The following is an 18,099-nucleotide window of genomic DNA, read 5'->3' as shown; positions in this document are numbered from 1 at the left end:
TCAACGAAGAAAAAAAGTGAACTATTTAAAAAGTGCTTTATGCAGTTTTACCACTTTGTTTGCGGGCATCAGTTTAACATCGGCACAGGTAAGTGCTTATAGTTTCGCCCGGTCTTCCGGAACCTATACGTCCATTGTAGGGAACGTGCTGGCAGATGCAACTGGCAACACTTCAGCAACAAATCTTAACAGTAATGTTTATCCTTTAACCCTGCCGTTCGACTTTGTATTTAACGGAACTTCGTACAATGCATTGAATGTGTCAACGAACGGATTTATCACTTTTGGTGCAACAGCTCCAGGCACAGCTACCACCGCCCCAATATCAAGCTCTACGGCCTATGATGGAGCAGTTTCTGTTTTTGGAAGAGACATAAGCAGTTTTTTCGATATCAGTGGAACTACCGGCAGCATCAACTGGGAAACAACCGGTTCAGCTCCCAACAGGGAAGCTGTTATACAATGGAAAAATTTCAGACCCAACAACAGTACCTCTACAACGGCGGCATATGCTTTTTCATTTCAGATCCGCTTAAAGGAAACTTCGAATATTATTGAAATGGTTTATAGCAGCGGGGCCTATTTAGTAGGAAGCACAACAGTTTCAGGAACAGCCCAGATCGGTCTGAGGGGTACTTCCTCCGCTGATTTTAATACCCGGCTCAACGCAACAACACTGGAATTTATAAACTCTACCGCGGGAACAGCAAATAACAGCACACAGGCATTTAATACGGCTAACTCAATTCCGGGAATGCCTTCTGCAGGATTAACCTATACCTGGACACCGCCAACATGCTATGCTCCATCAGGGCTTACGGCAGGCACAACTACCAATAACAGTGCCTCAGTATCCTGGATAGCTTCTCCGTCAGCTCCTTCAGGATATGATATTTATTACAGTACTTCCAATACAGCTCCAACATCCTCTACAGCACCTACTAACCCAAATCTTACCGGGACATCAGCTTCCATAGGATCATTGGCGCCTTCTACGGTATATTATGTCTGGATCAGATCAAATTGTGGAGGAGGAAATACAAGTGTATGGTCACTTCAGCCTATACAGGTTGTTACACAATGCCTGCCACCGGCAATTCTTACAACTGCTGGCGCTACTATTTGTCCTAATCAGACTGCAACATTGTCGGCTACAGCAGATGCCGGAGCATCTATAACCTGGTATGATGCTGCTACGGCAGGGAATGTAGTAGGTACAGGACCGAGTTTTACAACTCCCGTATTAAGCAGCACAACCCCTTATTATGTAACTGCTTCAACAGGAAGTACGTCTTCGGCGGGAATGGCGAATGCCATATCTACATCAGGTTATACCCAGGATGCAGGTCTGCTTTTTGACGTTTATTCTACTGTTGTCATTAATGGGGTAAACGTATATCCAATGGGTACAGGTGCAGGAACTGTAGAAATTGCTTTACAGGATGGAAATGTTTCCCCTGCTGTGACATTGCAGACAATTACGGTAAACCTAACGGGCTCTGCTGCTCCACATGTAAAGACTTATGTCCCTTTAAACTTTACAGTCCCACCCGGAAATAACTATAAATTAATGATGCTTACCAGATCAGGCGGTGTGTCTGGATTGATAAGAGAATCAGGAGATACCTGGGGTAGTTATCCATTGACGGTTCCGGGAGCATTATCTATAACAGCCGGGAACCTTACTGGAAATAGCCCTACGGCATCTTACTATTATTTCTATGACTGGCAGATCAGCAGCAAATGCGAAAGCGCAAGAACAACTGTTACTGCAACAGTGGACAGCGCGTGCTTAAGTACATCCGAAGTGAATGCTAAAGACCAGATGAAAGTATATCCTAATCCATTTAAAGATATCATAATCATTACTGATATTGCAAAAGTAAAATCTATTCAGGTTTTTGACAGTGCAGGAAGAAGGATAAAAACTATTGAGAATCCATCTCAAGAGATTGATCTGAGAGAACTGAAATCAGGATTATATATTTTAAATCTGACTATGAAAGACGGAAGTATTGGCCACGTAAAAGCGATTAAAAAATAAATTTTAAATAAAAATTAAAAGCCCGGAGTTCTAAGCAGCTCCGGGCTTTGTTTTTTCAATCTTATATTTTGCCCGTTCTGAAAAAATACCTACCTTCGTTGCAACTTTAGGGGTGTCTGTAGACATACAGACTGAGACTTTACCCTTTGAACCTGATCTGGATTATACCAGCGTAGGGAAAAGTAAATGACTTTTACTGTACATTCTATTGTACAATAACGGCCATTCCTAAAGTATATATAAATAATTAGGAATGGAACTTACAATCAACCACACTACGAAAATATTTGAAGTACTTCCCGATAATCTGGAAGCACTGATGGCTATGGAAATACCCGGAAAGAGAAAAGGGATAGCCGTGGCTCTTAACAACCGTATTATTCCACTGTCCGCCTGGGCAGAAACAATCCTTAAAGACAAAGATTCAGTTTTAATCATTACTGCCACTCAGGGCGGTTAACTCTCACTTAATACTACAAAAACTTATGGCTCATTCAATCACTTGTTCGCCATTTCCGAACGCCAGAAAAATTTATGTTGAAGGAAAGATACATCCTATCAGCGTAGCAATGCGTGAAATTCACCTAAGTCCCACTAAGCTTAGCAACGGAACTTTGGAAGATAACCCGCCGGTTACTATTTATGATACCTCGGGTCCCTATACCGATGAAAATGCATCCATTGATATTACAAAAGGACTTCCACGAATCAGGGAACAATGGATACTGGACAGAAAAGATGTCGATATCCTGAACGGAATCACTTCAGAATACGGAAAAGCCCGTCTTGCAGATTCCCGCCTTGATGAACTGCGTTTTGCGTACGATCACAAGCCTAAGGTCGCTAAAGAAGGATTCGAGCTCACCCAGCTTTATTATGCAAAACAGGGAATTATTACTCCTGAAATGGAATATGTAGCGATCAGGGAAAATCAACGGATCGAGCAGCTGGAAACTGTTCCTAAAGAAATGTCATTTCAGCATCCCGGAAACAGTTTCGGTGCCAACACGCCAAAAAGTAAGATAAGTCCTGAATTTGTAAGAGATGAAATTGCCGCAGGAAGAGCAATTATTCCAAATAATATCAATCACCCGGAGAGCGAGCCAATGATCATTGGACGTAATTTTTTAGTGAAAATTAATGCTAATATCGGAAACAGTGCTGTTTCATCAAGTATTGAAGAAGAAGTAGAGAAAGCGGTTTGGGCCTGCCGTTGGGGAGCAGATACCATTATGGACCTTTCTACGGGGAAAAATATCCACGAAACCAGAGAGTGGATCATCAGAAACAGCCCGGTTCCTATTGGTACCGTCCCAATTTATCAGGCTTTGGAGAAAGTAAAAGGTGTTCCCGAAGATCTGACGTGGGAAGTTTTCAAAGATACCTTAATTGAACAGGCCGAACAGGGTGTTTCATACTTTACTATACATGCCGGAGTTTTATTGAGATATATCCATCTTACCGCAAAAAGAGTAACAGGAATAGTTTCAAGGGGAGGTTCCATCATGGCGAAATGGTGTCTTTACCATCATAAAGAAAACTTCCTTTACACCCATTTCGAGGAGATCTGTGAAATCATGAAGAAATACGATGTGGCTTTTTCCCTTGGGGACGGTCTCCGTCCGGGATCTATTGCAGATGCTAATGATGCCGCACAGTTTGCAGAACTTGAAACTTTAGGTGAGCTGACCAAGATCGCATGGAAGCATAACGTACAGGTGATGATTGAAGGCCCGGGGCATGTACCTATGCACATGATTAAAGAAAATATGGAGAAGCAATTGGAAGAATGTCAGGAGGCTCCGTTTTATACATTAGGACCTTTGACAACAGATATTGCGCCGGGTTATGACCACATTACCTCAGGAATTGGGGCAGCAATGATCGGTTGGTTCGGATGCGCGATGCTGTGTTATGTAACTCCGAAAGAACATTTAGGGCTTCCAAACAAAGAAGATGTAAAAGTTGGAGTTATTACTTACAAATTAGCGGCACATGCTGCAGATTTGGCGAAAGGTCATCCCGGAGCCCAATACAGGGACAATGCATTAAGCAAGGCAAGATTTGAATTCAGATGGGAAGACCAGTTCAATCTTTCACTGGATCCTGATACGGCAAGAGCTTACCATGATGAAACGCTGCCGGCGGAAGGAGCTAAAATTGCCCATTTCTGTTCTATGTGCGGTCCGAAATTCTGTTCCATGAAAATTACCCAGGAGATCAGGGATTCTGCAGAAAAAGGAATGTTGGATAAATCTCAGGAATTTATTGAAAAAGGAAAAGAAATTTATATATGATCCTGGTTATCACTCCCGAAACAATAGTTAAAAACGAAACGGAGATTATCAACCGGATGTTTCAGGAGGGACTGGATCTGCTCCATATAAGAAAGCCTATGATGGGCCGGGAAGAAATGATCAATTTCCTGTACGGTATTGATAGGGAATTTTATCCTCAACTCGTATTGCACGGATATTATGATTTGGGGAGTGATCATCATATTTCCCGGTTTCATTTCAGAGAAGCGGACCGGAAAGATGAAGCTTATAAATCTTATACAGGACAAAGTACCCTTTCTACTTCTGTTCATGATATTGAAACCTATAATTCGTTGGAAAAAGAATGGGATTATGCATTTATAAGTCCGGTTTTTCCAAGTATTTCTAAAAAAGGTTACGGTGAAGAATTAACAGTCATGCAAGAAATAAAATATAGAGCCAATCAGAACGTAAAACTAATTGCGCTGGGAGGAATTAACGAAAGTAATATCTGTAAAGTATTTGAAAACGGAGCAGACGGAGCAGCCCTATTAGGTGCGGTTTGGGAAAGTAATCAGCCATTAAATACATTCAAAAGATGCAGAAAGAACGTCCTTTCTCGTTGAGTATTGCGGGATTTGACCCCTCAGCAGGGGCAGGTCTTTTAGCAGACATAAAAACATTTGAGCAGGTAGGTGTAATGGGGTTGGGCGTGTGCACAGCAATAACTGTTCAGACCGCTTCTACATGTTTAAATATAGAATGGCGCCCATTAGACGAAATAATGTCATCTGTAACGGTTTTGATGAAAGATTATCCAGTTCGGACTGTAAAAATCGGAGTCGTAAAAGATGCCGTGTTTCTGGAAAAGATTATAGAAACTGTACGCTCCCATAGTGACGGAGCAAAGATCATCTGGGATCCCGTATTAAAAAGTACCTCAGAATTTTCTTTTTTTGACCTGAAAACCTTATCTCTTTTGAAAGATGTTTTAAAAAAAATTGATCTTATAACACCTAATTATAATGAATACAGTGTTTTACAGAAATATAGCCTTTTAAATCAAGACCGGAACTCATGCGCTGTATTGGTTAAAGGCGGGCATAGAAATGATAAAATAGGAACAGATATCCTGATCCGGAACGGAGAAGAAATCTCATTGAAGCCGAACCGTGAATCTTCCGGCTATTATCCCAAACATGGCTCCGGATGTGTGCTGTCTTCAGCAATTGCGGGTTGGCTGGCAAAAGGAGAAAGCCTGGAAGAGGCCTGCAGGAAAGGAAAATTATATATCGAGAAATTTTTAAAAAGCAACCCTTCTTTATTGGGTTTTCATTCAGTTTAATCATGTTAATCATGGAAAAATTACAATACATATCACAAGGATCAACAAGAGAAGAGCAGGAGCTTAATATCCGGAATGCTTTAGATAATGGTATACAATGGCTGCAGGTACGCTGGAAAAATGTTCATGAAAACGAATTTTTTCAACTCTGTGAAATTTCAAAGAAGCTTTGTTCAGAATACCGGGCAGTTTGCATCATTAATGACCATATTCAAGTGGCAAAAGATATGGATGCAGACGGGGTTCATTTGGGGTTAAAAGATGTGTCCATTGAAATTGCGAGACATGTTTTAGGTAAAAATAAAATCATTGGAGGAACAGCCAATACCCTTTCAGATGTCCTTCAAAGGATCAATGAACCATGTGATTATATCGGTTTAGGACCTTTGAGATTTACAGCTACAAAAGAAAAACTGAGCCCGATCCTGGGCTTTGAAGGCTATCAGGATATTATTAAAAATTTAAAATATAAATCGATAGCCATTCCGAAAATTTATGCCATCGGAGGAGTTGTGCTTGCGGATATAAAACCTCTTCAGGAGATCGGAATATATGGTGTTGCAGTTTCCGGAGAGATTACCAGCCAGCCCTCTGTGATCAGTGAATTTAAAAAAGCAATGATATGAATAATCAGAAATTAATAATAGCAGACAGAATATTCGAGTCAAGACTGTTCTTAGGAACAGGAAAATTCGGAAACCTTCAGGAAATGGCAGCCTCTGTGATCGCTTCAGGAACAGATATGGTCACCATGGCTCTGAAAAGAATAGATTCCGGGGCAGCAGAAGACGGATTACTGGATTCATTAAAAGGAACCAATGCTCATCTTCTCCCCAATACTTCAGGAGCCAGAACTGCAAAAGAAGCGGTATTGGCAGCACAACTGGCAAGAGAAGCACTGGAAACCAACTGGGTAAAATTAGAGATTCATCCCGATCCTAAATACCTCCTTCCGGATCCTATTGAAACACTTTATGCAACAGAAGAGCTGGCCAAGCTAGGATTTATCGTAATGCCTTACATCCATGCTGATCCGGTTTTATGCAAACGTCTGGAAGATGCCGGAACTGCTGTGGTAATGCCTTTAGGAGCTCCAATCGGTACCAATAAAGGATTGAGAACATTGGATTTCCTCGAGATCATCATCAGCCAGAGCAATGTTCCCGTAGTGGTAGATGCCGGAATCGGAGCGCCTTCGGATGCTGCAAAAGCAATGGAAATGGGAGCAGATGCCGTTCTTGTCAATACCGCAATAGCTGTAGCAAGAACTCCAATAGATATGGCTCTCGCTTTTAAAGAAGGCGTTATTGCCGGAAGAAGAGCCTTTGAATCAGGTTTGGGAGCAATCGCAGATCATGCCGAAGCATCAAGCCCCCTGACCTCTTTTTTATTTGAATAATATCAGCAAAACAATGAACAGCTTTAAAGATATTTTTGAACGCTATCAATGGGATGAGGTAAAAGAAAGACTTGGAAGAGTAACCCACTCAGAAGTACTGAGCAGCCTTCAGAAGAAACAAAGAACGGTGGATGATTTTCTCAACCTTCTTTCCCCTGCCGCTGCACAGGAGCTGGAAATGATGGCCAAAATGACCCGTCGCCTTACCCAGAAACGCTTTGGAAAGACTATTCAGCTGTATGCACCCATGTATCTCAGCAACGAATGCCAGAATATCTGTACTTATTGTGGTTTCAGCCTGGATAATAATGTAAGAAGGAAAACTCTTTCAGATACGGAACTGATGATTGAAGCCTCTGTTCTGAAATCTATGGGTGTGAATCACGTTCTGCTGGTAAGTGGAGAGGCTAATAAAACGGTTGGTATTTCCTACTTTCTGAATGCCGTCCGCCTTTTGAAACCTCATTTTGCCAATATCTCAATTGAAGTACAGCCTTTGTCGCAAGAAGAATATCTGCAGCTGCATCAGGAAGGCGTTTATTCGGTGTTGGTGTACCAGGAAACTTATCATCAGGAAGTGTATAAGGAATACCATCCCAAAGGAAAAAAGTCAAACTTTCATTTCCGCTTGGATACACCGGACAGAATCGGACGTGCCGGAATTCATAAAATAGGGCTTGGGGTTCTGCTTGGGCTGGAAGATTGGCGTGTAGACAGCTTCTTCAATGCGCTTCATATTGATTATTTGCAGAAGCAATACTGGAAAAGCCGTTTTTCAGTTTCCTTCCCAAGACTCAGGCCTGCAGAAGGAATCATTGAACCCAATTTTATCATGGAAGATAAAGACCTGTTGCAACTGATCTGTGCTTACAGAATCTGGAATGAAGATCTGGAAATCTCCATATCGACCAGGGAAAATGAAAAGTTCAGGGACAATATCATATCCCTTGGGGCAACAGCCATGAGCGCAGCCTCAAAAACAAATCCGGGAGGTTACGCCGTAGACGTAGAATCTCTGGAGCAGTTTGAAACCAGCGACGAACGCAGTATGGAAGAAGTGAAAAACAGCATCAGAAAAGCAGGTTACGACCCAGTGATGAAAGATTGGGATCCTGCGTACAGCGGAATTTAAAAAATTAAACCATTAAGAACATTGAAGTTATTAAGGCTAATTAAGAAAAATCAACAGATCTTTTTCATCTTAAAGCAGAGCTCGCCTTAATATTCTTAACAGCTTAAACAATCTTAATCGTTCAAAACAATTTTGGAATGAAAAGCGAAGACATTTTTGCAAGATACAGCCGGCAGATATTTATAGAAGAAATAGGACTGGAAGGACAAAAAAAAATAAGATCATCCAAAGTATTGGTCATTGGAGCAGGAGGTTTGGGAAGTCCCGTTATTCAATACCTGGCTGCTGCCGGAGTCGGAGCTTTAGGAGTGGCAGATTTTGATGAGGTGGAACTTCATAACCTGAACCGCCAGATTATTCACAATGAAAATACAGTTGGAGCCTTAAAAGTCAAAAGTGCTGAAATCTTTGTAGGAAACCTTAACCGTCAGGTGAAATTTGAAGGAATTGATAAAAAAATCGACAGCTCAAACGCAAAAGAGATTCTTTCACAGTACGACATTATTATAGATGGATCCGATAATTTTACCACCAGATACCTAATTAATGATACCTGTGTAAGGCTTGGGAAGCCTTTGGTTTATGGAAGTATCCTGGGTTTTTCAGGGCAGGTTGCAGTTTTCAACTATCAAAGAAGTAAAAACCTCAGAGATCTTTTTCCGGAGCCACCTTTTGATGAAGATATCCCGGACTGCGACAGCCTAGGAGTTTTGGGAGCACTGCCGGGGATTGTAGGAAGTATGATGGCGCTACAGGTTTTAAAGATCATTACAGAACTTCCTGTACAGCCGGATCAGCTTACCCTTATTGATACCCTGGAATGGAGATTCCAGACTATAGATTTTTAATTATAATTATATTGTTTTTAATAAATGAGGCAGTAAAATTTCTTTACTGCCTCATTTTATGATTTTTGCTTCTAAAAATTATTGTGCCTGCTGCATCACGCCGGTATCCTCTTTTTTAGTCTGGTTCAGAATGTTTGGATCTTCCTTAGCGAGTTTATTCTTGGTAGGAATTTTATAGTTAATAGAAATTCCAAAATTTCTTGTGTCATATTTGCTTCTGATCATCACAGCCTGTCCTTCAGGCGGATTGGAATATACCTGCATCACCTGTCCATTAAAGATATCATTCGCGAAAACAGAAACTGTAAGACGGTTATTCATAAACTTTTTGGTCAGCGTGATATCCAGATTATTATTGAACGGCTTATCCGCTGTAAAGTAGAAATATCCCGCTTTTGGAGTCAGGTAGCTGTAATTGGCGGTCAGTTTGATATCTTTAGGTAAAAGCAACTGGGTCATGATATTGAAGATCCAGAAACCTTTGTTGTTTAAATTATCAATCTCATGCTTCTGATATCCTGCATACAGATACATGAAATTAATTTTATCAGGATTAAAATTAAACTTCATGATCTCGCTCATCGGCTTGCTGAAGATCATAAACGGAATCGGAAGCCCCAGGTTGAAATTGTGAATTTTCATATTCGAAATATTCACTTGCCTATTGAAAAGGTTCTTGCCGTCTTTCATAATGATCTGAGCTACCTGGTCTTTAGCTGAATTTACGCTGTATCCGATAAAAGCATAATCAAAAGCCGAAACTTTTAATTCATAATTATCAAAGATCGTGGGCTGAAGATCCGGGTTACCTGTCACTTGCGTATTCGGGCTGCCGAACGTTACATTATTCGGGTTCAGGGCAGAAATACTCGGGAGGCTGATCTTTTTGTTATAGTTGGCAGCCACATAAACCTGGTTCATCAGGCTGTACTGTACACTTGCATTAGGAAAAAGCTTGAACTTATTAAAGCTTGTAAGATCTCTTTCAAGAACAGTACCCTCTTTTATTGTTCTTGTAATTCCCGAAATATCATAGTTTTCGGCTCTGGCACCTAAAATAAAGTCAAACTTCTTCAGTTTTGCCTGGAATTCAAGGTAGGTAGAAGCCGTCTGTCTTTGATATTCCAGGTTGGTCAAACCTTTACTTTCCGTATCATAATCCTGTCTCTCATATAAACCTCCCAAACTTACTTTTCCACCATCCATAAGCTTGATCGGCTGTGAATAATCTACCTTGAAGTTAGCAACCTTCATATCCGATTTATTATCAAGTACATTTTCGCTGCCTACATTAAGGAAAGGCTGCCAAATATCCGTATAAAAGCCTCTCTGGAAGAAATTATCCTGGGAGAACTTAGATGTAGCTTTAGTATATCCGAACTGGAAATCCAGTTTTTGAGACTTATCGCTGAAACGCTTCTGATACGTTACAACAGCTTCCTGTCTTAAGTTATTGGTGTGAGCAACATCCGATGCTTCATAATCGGCTTCCCGGTACTTGACAGGATTAAAGCTTACAGGGATATCGGCAAGTCCTTTGCTCGCTGTATAGTTGTCATTATTATTGTGATAAATATCGTAGTTCAGCAATAATCTGTCCTGTCCAAGGTCAAAAGCCAGCCCTGATTTTGCAAAATAACCGCGGCCAATTCTGTCTGTATTGTTGTGAAGAAGAACATCCTGGTCACCGTTCAACATACTTTCACGGTAATTCTGGCCCACATTGAGCTGCCATCCGAAATACTTGTTTCTGGCATTTAAGTTTAATGAATTGGTAGTTCTGCTTCTGAATTTATCGTAGTTTGTAAACGAGTAATTTCCTGAATACGTTGCCGTTAAATATTTATTGGCATTTTTATTCGTAATGATATTCATGATCGCACCTCCTGAAGTGGCAGGAAATTCTGCTCCGGGCTGCGTAATCACTTCAATTTTTTCTACTGAATTGGCAGGCATCCCTTCAAGGAAGGAATTTAACTCATTGGAAGTAATATTCAAAGGTCTTCCATTCAGATAAACATCCAAGATCTTACCCTGATACATCATTCCCGCAATATCGGTAGCAACCAATCCGGGAAGTTTTTTAATACCTTCCAGAACGTTACCGTTATTAAGCTGAGGCTGTTCAGAAAAATCGAAAATAGTACGGTCAGCTTTCTGTTCAACGGCTTTTTTAGTTTTTGTGATAACTACACCTTCAATTTGCTTTTCCTTTACTGTATTACTGCTGTTCTTCTCCTGCGAATAGGCAAAAAAAGATCCCAGCAGGGATAAAGCTAATATAGTTTTTTTCATAATGTTTTTTTACTACTGTTCAGTTAGACGTAAAAAAGAGCATTTTGTTACGATGAAATTTGCGAAAAGTTAAATTTTAAGGCAATAAAGGATAAAGCAGAATACAGAGATCTGGCTCTCTACACGAAATTAATACATCATCTATTACAATAACAAAAAAGCAGTTTCGATTGAAACTGCTTTTTCTATGATTAATTAATCTAACAATTAATTTTCCTGTTTCTTAATCAGGTTAAGAGCAGAACCGGCCTTAAACCAGTCGATCTGCTGATCGTTGTACGTATGGTTAGCCATGATGATATCTCTGGTTCCGTCCGTATGAATGAATTCTAAAGTCAGTTGCTTTCCTGGAGCGAACTGATCCAGATCTAAGAAGTTTACCACATCATCTTCCTGGATTTTGTCATAATCAGCTTCATTAGCGAAAGTGATTCCAAGCATTCCTTGTTTTTTAAGGTTGGTTTCATGGATTCTCGCAAATGATTTCACCAATACGGCTTTTACACCAAGATGTCTTGGCTCCATTGCAGCGTGCTCTCTTGAAGAACCTTCCCCGTAGTTCTGGTCCCCGACAACAATGGTAGGAATTCCTGCAGCTTTGTAAGCTCTCTGTACGGCCGGAACTTCACCATATTCACCCGTTAATTCATTTTTAACACGGTTGGTTTCCATGTTGTAAGCATTTACGGCTCCAATCAGCATGTTGTTTGAAATGTTGTCCAGGTGGCCTCTGTATTTCAGCCATGGTCCAGCCATAGAAATGTGGTCGGTAGTACATTTTCCGAAAGCCTTGATCAATACTCTGGCTGCTTCAATGTTTTTACCGTCCCAAGCCGGGAATTCTTCCAATAGCTGAAGTCTGTCCGAAGTAGGGCTTACCTTCACAACAACAGAAGAACCGTCTTCAGATGGTGCTTGATATCCGTTATCATCAACAGCAAATCCTCTGGCTGGTAATTCAGAACCTTTAGGCTCATCAAGCTTTATCTGCTCACCATTTTCAGCAGTTAAAGTATCTGTAATTGGATTAAAGTCTAATCTTCCAGAGATGGCAACAGCAGCTACCATTTCCGGAGAAGCTACGAAGGCGTGCGTATTCGGGTTACCGTCAGCTCTTTTGGCGAAGTTTCTGTTGAAAGAGTGGATAATAGAGTTTTTCTCTCCTTTATCAGCACCTTCTCTGTCCCATTGCCCGATACAAGGTCCACAAGCGTTCGTAAAGATTCTGGCATTCTCGAATTTTCTGAAAGAATCTAAGAATCCATCTCTTTCTGCTGTGAATTTCACCTGCTCAGAACCAGGGTTAATTCCCAGGATTGCTTTAGGCTTAACTCCTTTTGCTACCGCATCTTCCACGATAGAAGCCGCTCTTGATAAATCTTCATAAGAAGAGTTGGTACAAGAGCCGATAAGAGCCCATTCTACTTCTATTGGCCATCCGTTAGCTTCAGCCTTAGCTCTGAATTCTGCTACAGGAGTAGCCAGATCCGGAGTAAAAGGTCCGTTTAGGTGCGGCGTAAGCTCAGAAAGGTTGATTTCAATCAGTTGATCGAAATATTGCTCCGGGTTGGCATACACTTCGGCGTCACCTGTCAGGTGTTCTGCTATTTTGTCAGCGGCATCTACTACATCCTGTCTCCCTGTTGCTGCCAGATATCTTCTCATGGAATCATCGTATCCGAAAGTAGAAGTGGTAGCCCCGATCTCAGCACCCATGTTGCAGATGGTTCCTTTACCTGTTGCTGAAAGAGATTCTGCTCCTTCTCCGAAATATTCTACGATGCATCCTGTTCCTCCTTTTACGGTAAGGATTCCTGCCACTTTCAGGATAACGTCTTTTGCAGACGTCCAGCCACTCATTTTACCGGTTAATTTTACCCCGATAAGTTTTGGCATTTTAAGTTCCCACGCCATTCCGGCCATTACGTCTACCGCATCAGCACCACCTACGCCAATAGCTACCATTCCCAAGCCTCCTGCATTTACCGTATGGGAGTCCGTACCGATCATCATCCCTCCGGGGAATGCATAATTCTCCAGTACCACCTGGTGAATAATACCGGCTCCCGGCTTCCAGAAACCAATTCCATATTTGTCACAAACAGAGCTCAGGAAGTTGAAAACCTCAGAGTTTTTGTTGATCCCTTCCTGTAAATCAGATTCAGCACCTACTCTTGCCTGGATCAGGTGATCGGCATGAGCCGTTGAAGGAACGGCTACTTTAGCTTTTCCTGCCTGCATAAACTGTAAAAGCGCCATCTGCGCGGTTGCATCCTGCATGGCTACTCTGTCCGGTGCGAAATCTACATAAGAGTTTCCTCTTTCATATGCTGATGTAGCGTTGCCTTCCCAAAGATGGGTGTAAAGGATTTTTTCTGAAAGTGTAAGAGGTTTTCCCACGATTTGTCTTGCCGCAGCAATTCTCTCTGGGTAACGCTCATATACTTTTTTGATCATATCAATATCAAAAGTCATATCTTAATTTTAATTTTTCTTCTTTTTATAATTTTTCCGTTATTAATTATATTAAAAACGGGGAATATCTTTTGTAACTCAATTCATCAAATTCTGTTCCTTCGATTCATGCAAAAGCATAATTCTATAAATAACCGGGATGTTTTATTTCTATCAAGTTAAGAAAAAATGGAATTTCTTTCTGTATTTTCATTTAAAATAATTCTAAAGTAATCTTAAATAGAAAGGTTCTAAACAAAAAATTGAAAGATTTTAAATCCTAAGGACCAAAATCTTTCAATTATATAATTTTAAAACAGTCCTACGACTACTTATCGTCAAGCTTTATTAATGACCGACCTGAACCAGCTCTTTAATAGGCGGAGCAAATTTAGTAAGGTCAATACCTTCAACCGCTGCTTTATATTCATCGATATTAGGAATTCTTCCAATGATAGCAGAAAGAACAACTACCGGAGTTGAAGCCAATAAAGATTCTCCTTTTTTACGCTCGGAGTCTTCAACTACTCTTCCCTGGAAAAGACGGGTAGAAGTTGCCAATACCGTATCTCCTTTAGCTGCTTTTTCCTGGTTACCCATACAAAGGTTACAGCCTGGACGCTCAAGATACATCATGTTTTTGTATTCAACACGTGCTTCACCTTTAGGCGCATTATCATCGAATTCGAATCCTGAATACTTTTCTAAAAATTCCCAGTCTCCTTCTGCTTTTAATTCATCGATGATGTTATAAGTTGGAGCTGCTACTACTAAAGGAGCATTAAACTCAACCTTACCTTGTTGTTTTTCAATGTTTTTAAGCATTTGAGAAACAATTTTCAAATCGCCTTTGTGAACCATACAAGATCCGACAAAGCCAAGATCTACCTTTTTCTCTCCCCCGTAGAAAGAAAGCGCTCTGATCGTATCGTGTGTATATCGCTTGGAAACATCGTCATTATTTACATCCGGATCTGCAATCATAGGTTCTACAATCACATCAAGATCAACAACAACTTCGGCGTAATACTTAGCATTTGCATCAGGAGTCAGAGCCGGTTTTTCACCTGATCTGATTTCAGCGATTCTCTTATCAGCCTTATTAATTAATCCCTGAAGAACTTGGTTATGGTTATCCATTCCTTTGTCGATCATAATCTGGATTCTGCCTTTTGCAATTTCCAATGATTCAATCAAAGTGCTGTCTTCAGAAATGTTGATAGAGGCTTTCGCTTTCATCTCTGCAGTCCAGTCTGTAAATGTAAACGCCTGGTCAGCAGGAAGTGTTCCGATGTGAACCTCAATGATTCTGCCCTGGAATACGTTTTCCCCACCAAACTGCTTCAACATCTGAGCCTGTGTTGCGTGCACGACATCACGGAAATCCATGTGCTCTTTCATGTTTCCTTTGAAAGTTACTTTTACGGATTCAGGGATTGGCATTGATGCTTCACCTGTTGCCAAAGCAAGGGCAACTGTTCCTGAGTCTGCTCCAAAAGCAACCCCTTTAGACATTCTTGTGTGAGAGTCACCACCGATGATGATTGCCCATTCGTCTATCGTAATATCATTAAGAACCTTGTGAATAACGTCTGTCATAGCGTGGTATTCACCTTTCGGGTCACGGGCTGTGATCAAACCGAATTCGTTCATGAATTTCATTAGTTTCGGAATGTTGGCCTGAGCTTTTTTATCCCAAACAGAAGCTGTGTGACATCCGGATTGGTAAGCACCGTCAACAATGGGCGAAATCACGGTAGCCGCCATTGATTCAAGCTCCTGGGCAGTCATCAAACCTGTTGTGTCCTGAGAACCAACAATGTTAACCTGTACACGAACATCTGAACCAGCGTGTAGCACTTTTCCAGGAGTTGTTCCAACTGCATTTCTGTTGAAGATTTTTTCAACTGCAGTCAAACCTTGTCCTTCGTGAGAAATTTCTTTTGACGGAGCAAAAACAAGAGGAGTTTCAATTCCCAAAAGCTTTGCGGCAAATGTCTGCAGCTTTTTACCGAAAACAATTGCATATGATCCGCCAGCTTTAATGAATTCCATTTTCTGAGGAGTGAATGCCTTAGAAATGTCGATCAGCTCCTGATCGCCGTTATATAATTTTTTTGTTTTTGTATTGATGGTAAGAACTGTTCCTGTAGCTACAGAATAAGCTTCTTCAAGAATTGGTTCTCCAGCTTCGTTACGGATTGGCTCTCCATTCTCATCCAGTTTTTTAACCCAGTTTTTAAGGTCAAGACCAATACCTCCTGTAACGTCAACAGTGGTAAGGAAAATAGGAGAGATACCGTTTGTTCCTCCAACAATCGGAGCGATATTCACGAACGGGATGTACGGGCTTGCCTGCTTACCTGTCCATAAAGCTACGTTGTTCACTCCGGACATTCTGGATGAGCCTACCCCCATGGTACCTTTCTCAGCGATCAGCATTACGCTCTTGTCAGGATGTTGTGCCTGTAAAGCTTTAATTTCTTCCTGTGCCTGAGGGGTGATCATACATTTACCATGAAGTTCACGGTCTGATCTTGAGTGCGCTTGGTTACCCGGAGAAAGTAAGTCAGTAGAGATGTCACCTTCACCGGCAATGAATGTAACAACCTTAATTTCTTCAGCAACTTCCGGAAGTTTAGTGAAGAACTCTGCTTTTGCATAGCTTTCAATGATTTCTTTTGCGATTTCGTTACCGCTATTGAACGCTTCCTTCAGACGGTTGGTATCCGCCTCATAAAGGAAAACCTGTGTTTTAAGAACATTTGCTGCTTCCTTGGCAATAGAAATATCATTACCCAGAGCCAGATCAAGCAATACTTCAATAGAAGGACCGCCTTTCATGTGAGATAATAATTCAAAAGCGAAGGCAGGAGATATTTCTTCTACTACGGATTCACCCAGGATAATCTCTTTTAAAAACTTAGCTTTTACGCCTGCAGCACTTGTTGTTCCTGGTAAGGTGTTGTAAATGAAAAATTTAAGAGAATCCGATCGATATTCATTACCTGGGTCTTTAATTTGTGCAATGATTTCGCTTAATAATCCGGCACCGTCAATTGGCTTTGGATTTAGCCCCTGGTTTTTTCTTTCTTCAATCTCTTGGATGTAATCCTGATACATATTCATAATAATAGAAGTCTTTTAAATTTTTAAACGTAGATTAAAGCAGTTGTCATAAAAAACGAGTATAGCCATAAACAACATAATCTACCCCTTTAAAAATGTGAAATAATGCTGCGTTTCGAAGTGGAATATATTTGATCTTAATCTAGAGTATAAGTAATTTACCTGTGGCTTGTCTTGCTGAAAAACTCTCTTTGGGGTAAGATTTATACACTTTTTTGATAGCATTCCTATCAAAATTATATCTCCAAAACGTTTTTAGATTATCAAACACTTAAAAAGTGCTTCCAAATTTACGAATTTTTTAGTATTTTATCAGAATGAAATTATTTAGATTCTTTATAAATATGAATTTGATAATTTCTATTTTGGCCGTAATTTTGCAGGCAAATGATGAATATGAAAAATATCCTGAATCTTTGGTGTTTATTTATTTCGATTTTCGTTTTTTCACAGACGAAAGCAGTGAAGAAGCCACCGATTAAAAATGTAACGAAAACTGTAGTGAAGAAGGCGCCTGCAGTGGCTAAGCCAAACCCGGATCTGGTAATCATCAATCCGGATCTGCCGGTTCTGATCCCGAAAAAAGAAGATGGAAAATTTGGTTATATTAATCAGAACGGGAAATTTATCATCAAGCCAGAGTATCATATTGCTGTCTTTTTTTATGAAGATTGTAATCTTCTGAATTCTCCAAACCCAAAAGTAAGAAAATTCGGAACCAATGAATATGCTACCGTAGAAAAGGATATGATTTCTTACCGTGTCAATAAAGCAGGAAAAAGAGTCTATCAGTTCAAGGATTCAGACTTGGGGAAATGTAAGTTTGAGGATTATAAGCAGCAGCTTTATCAGGCATACGTTTTAAACGGATTTTATGGCATTATTGAAAAGGCCAGATTCGTGAACGCAGCAGATTACAGGGATTACCAGATCTATCCTCAGTATCAGTATTTATATATCCTGGAAGGTGATGATACCGCAGATCCAATGATTGTGGCTTCCCATAATGACAAATTTGGAGTGATAGATGTTAATAATAAAGTAGTTGTTCCCTTCGAATATTCCAATATAAAAAGAAATTTCAGCTGGAAACTGGGTAAAATGTTTGAAGTAACAAAAGACGGGAAAAACTATTATTATATTGATGCGAAAAATAAGACGTATTAATCAATAGGTTTTTTGCAATAGGGTAGCA

General features: G+C 40.5%; 13 protein-coding genes and 1 riboswitch. Of the genes, 10 read left to right on the top strand and 3 right to left on the bottom strand.

Annotation, left to right across the window (positions count from 1 at the left end; translation table 11 throughout):
* The first annotated feature begins 16 nt into the window (after positions 1 to 16).
* From ACMGDK_RS12980 to ACMGDK_RS12940, 9 genes are all read left to right on the top strand, one after another.
* Positions 17 to 2,044, top strand: a complete 2,028-nt coding sequence (locus tag ACMGDK_RS12980) for an Ig-like domain-containing protein (RefSeq protein WP_436808351.1) — start codon at positions 17 to 19, stop codon at positions 2,042 to 2,044.
* Between the two features lie 98 nt (positions 2,045 to 2,142).
* Positions 2,143 to 2,240: riboswitch (TPP riboswitch) on the top strand.
* Between the two features lie 57 nt (positions 2,241 to 2,297).
* A complete protein-coding gene (gene thiS, locus ACMGDK_RS12975) occupies positions 2,298 to 2,504 on the top strand; it encodes a sulfur carrier protein ThiS (protein WP_436808350.1) in 207 nt (68 codons plus the stop codon).
* A 25-nt stretch (positions 2,505 to 2,529) separates the two neighbouring features.
* Positions 2,530 to 4,341, top strand: a complete 1,812-nt coding sequence (gene thiC, locus ACMGDK_RS12970; RefSeq protein WP_436808349.1) for a phosphomethylpyrimidine synthase ThiC — start codon at positions 2,530 to 2,532, stop codon at positions 4,339 to 4,341.
* Entirely contained in the window at positions 4,338 to 4,928 is a 591-nt protein-coding gene (locus ACMGDK_RS12965) for a thiamine phosphate synthase (protein ID WP_436808348.1), read from the top strand. The genes thiC and ACMGDK_RS12965 overlap by 4 nt, the downstream gene beginning before the upstream one ends.
* Positions 4,901 to 5,647 carry a hydroxymethylpyrimidine/phosphomethylpyrimidine kinase gene (locus ACMGDK_RS12960; protein WP_436808347.1) on the top strand — a complete coding sequence of 249 codons (747 nt, stop codon included), beginning with the start codon at positions 4,901 to 4,903 and terminating at the stop codon, positions 5,645 to 5,647. The genes ACMGDK_RS12965 and ACMGDK_RS12960 overlap by 28 nt, the downstream gene beginning before the upstream one ends.
* 11 nt (positions 5,648 to 5,658) lie before the next feature.
* The gene (gene thiE / locus ACMGDK_RS12955) at positions 5,659 to 6,273 is read left to right on the top strand and encodes a thiamine phosphate synthase (protein ID WP_436808346.1); all 615 of its coding nucleotides are present in this window, start codon (positions 5,659 to 5,661) and stop codon (positions 6,271 to 6,273) included.
* Positions 6,270 to 7,046, top strand: a complete 777-nt coding sequence (locus ACMGDK_RS12950; protein WP_436808345.1) for a thiazole synthase — start codon at positions 6,270 to 6,272, stop codon at positions 7,044 to 7,046. The genes thiE and ACMGDK_RS12950 overlap by 4 nt, the downstream gene beginning before the upstream one ends.
* A gap of 13 nt (positions 7,047 to 7,059) precedes the next feature.
* Complete coding sequence (gene thiH / locus ACMGDK_RS12945; RefSeq protein ID WP_436808344.1) at positions 7,060 to 8,178, top strand: 2-iminoacetate synthase ThiH; 1,119 nt, start codon at positions 7,060 to 7,062, stop codon at positions 8,176 to 8,178.
* A gap of 137 nt (positions 8,179 to 8,315) precedes the next feature.
* Positions 8,316 to 9,026 (top strand): HesA/MoeB/ThiF family protein, encoded by a 711-nt coding sequence (locus ACMGDK_RS12940; RefSeq protein ID WP_436808343.1) that lies wholly within the window; start codon positions 8,316 to 8,318, stop codon positions 9,024 to 9,026.
* A 78-nt stretch (positions 9,027 to 9,104) separates the two neighbouring features.
* Here the strand turns inward: ACMGDK_RS12940 and ACMGDK_RS12935 are convergent, their stop codons facing one another.
* From ACMGDK_RS12935 to ACMGDK_RS12925, 3 genes are all read right to left on the bottom strand, one after another.
* Entirely contained in the window at positions 9,105 to 11,321 is a 2,217-nt protein-coding gene (locus tag ACMGDK_RS12935) for an outer membrane beta-barrel protein (protein ID WP_436808342.1), read from the bottom strand.
* A 207-nt stretch (positions 11,322 to 11,528) separates the two neighbouring features.
* Complete coding sequence (locus ACMGDK_RS12930; protein ID WP_436808341.1) at positions 11,529 to 13,796, bottom strand: aconitate hydratase; 2,268 nt, start codon at positions 13,794 to 13,796, stop codon at positions 11,529 to 11,531.
* Positions 13,797 to 14,123: 327 nt separating this feature from the next.
* Entirely contained in the window at positions 14,124 to 16,904 is a 2,781-nt protein-coding gene (locus tag ACMGDK_RS12925; RefSeq protein ID WP_436808340.1) for a bifunctional aconitate hydratase 2/2-methylisocitrate dehydratase, read from the bottom strand.
* A 396-nt stretch (positions 16,905 to 17,300) separates the two neighbouring features.
* Here ACMGDK_RS12925 and ACMGDK_RS12920 point away from each other — a divergent pair, with 396 nt between their 5' ends.
* Positions 17,301 to 18,071 (top strand): WG repeat-containing protein, encoded by a 771-nt coding sequence (locus ACMGDK_RS12920; protein WP_436808339.1) that lies wholly within the window; start codon positions 17,301 to 17,303, stop codon positions 18,069 to 18,071.
* Positions 18,072 to 18,099: the final 28 nt, after the last annotated feature.

Origin of the sequence: Chryseobacterium hilariae, assembly GCF_051400735.1 — a bacterium.
GTDB lineage: Bacteria > Bacteroidota > Bacteroidia > Flavobacteriales > Weeksellaceae > Chryseobacterium.
This window is presented reverse-complemented; position numbering and strand designations above follow the sequence as displayed.

Excerpts from the sequence above, each read along its gene's own strand:
- thiH (WP_436808344.1), top strand. The coding sequence starts at position 7,060 with ATGAACAGCTTTAAAGATATTTTTGAACGCTATCAATGGGATGAGGTA.
- ACMGDK_RS12925 (WP_436808340.1), bottom strand. The coding sequence starts at position 16,904 with ATGAATATGTATCAGGATTACATCCAAGAGATTGAAGAAAGAAAAAAC.
- ACMGDK_RS12940 (WP_436808343.1), top strand. The coding sequence starts at position 8,316 with ATGAAAAGCGAAGACATTTTTGCAAGATACAGCCGGCAGATATTTATA.
- ACMGDK_RS12920 (WP_436808339.1), top strand. The coding sequence starts at position 17,301 with ATGAAAAATATCCTGAATCTTTGGTGTTTATTTATTTCGATTTTCGTT.
- ACMGDK_RS12960 (WP_436808347.1), top strand. The coding sequence starts at position 4,901 with ATGCAGAAAGAACGTCCTTTCTCGTTGAGTATTGCGGGATTTGACCCC.
- ACMGDK_RS12965 (WP_436808348.1), top strand. The coding sequence starts at position 4,338 with ATGATCCTGGTTATCACTCCCGAAACAATAGTTAAAAACGAAACGGAG.
- thiS (WP_436808350.1), top strand. The coding sequence starts at position 2,298 with ATGGAACTTACAATCAACCACACTACGAAAATATTTGAAGTACTTCCC.
- thiC (WP_436808349.1), top strand. The coding sequence starts at position 2,530 with ATGGCTCATTCAATCACTTGTTCGCCATTTCCGAACGCCAGAAAAATT.
- ACMGDK_RS12930 (WP_436808341.1), bottom strand. The coding sequence starts at position 13,796 with ATGACTTTTGATATTGATATGATCAAAAAAGTATATGAGCGTTACCCA.
- ACMGDK_RS12935 (WP_436808342.1), bottom strand. The coding sequence starts at position 11,321 with ATGAAAAAAACTATATTAGCTTTATCCCTGCTGGGATCTTTTTTTGCC.
- ACMGDK_RS12950 (WP_436808345.1), top strand. The coding sequence starts at position 6,270 with ATGAATAATCAGAAATTAATAATAGCAGACAGAATATTCGAGTCAAGA.
- thiE (WP_436808346.1), top strand. The coding sequence starts at position 5,659 with ATGGAAAAATTACAATACATATCACAAGGATCAACAAGAGAAGAGCAG.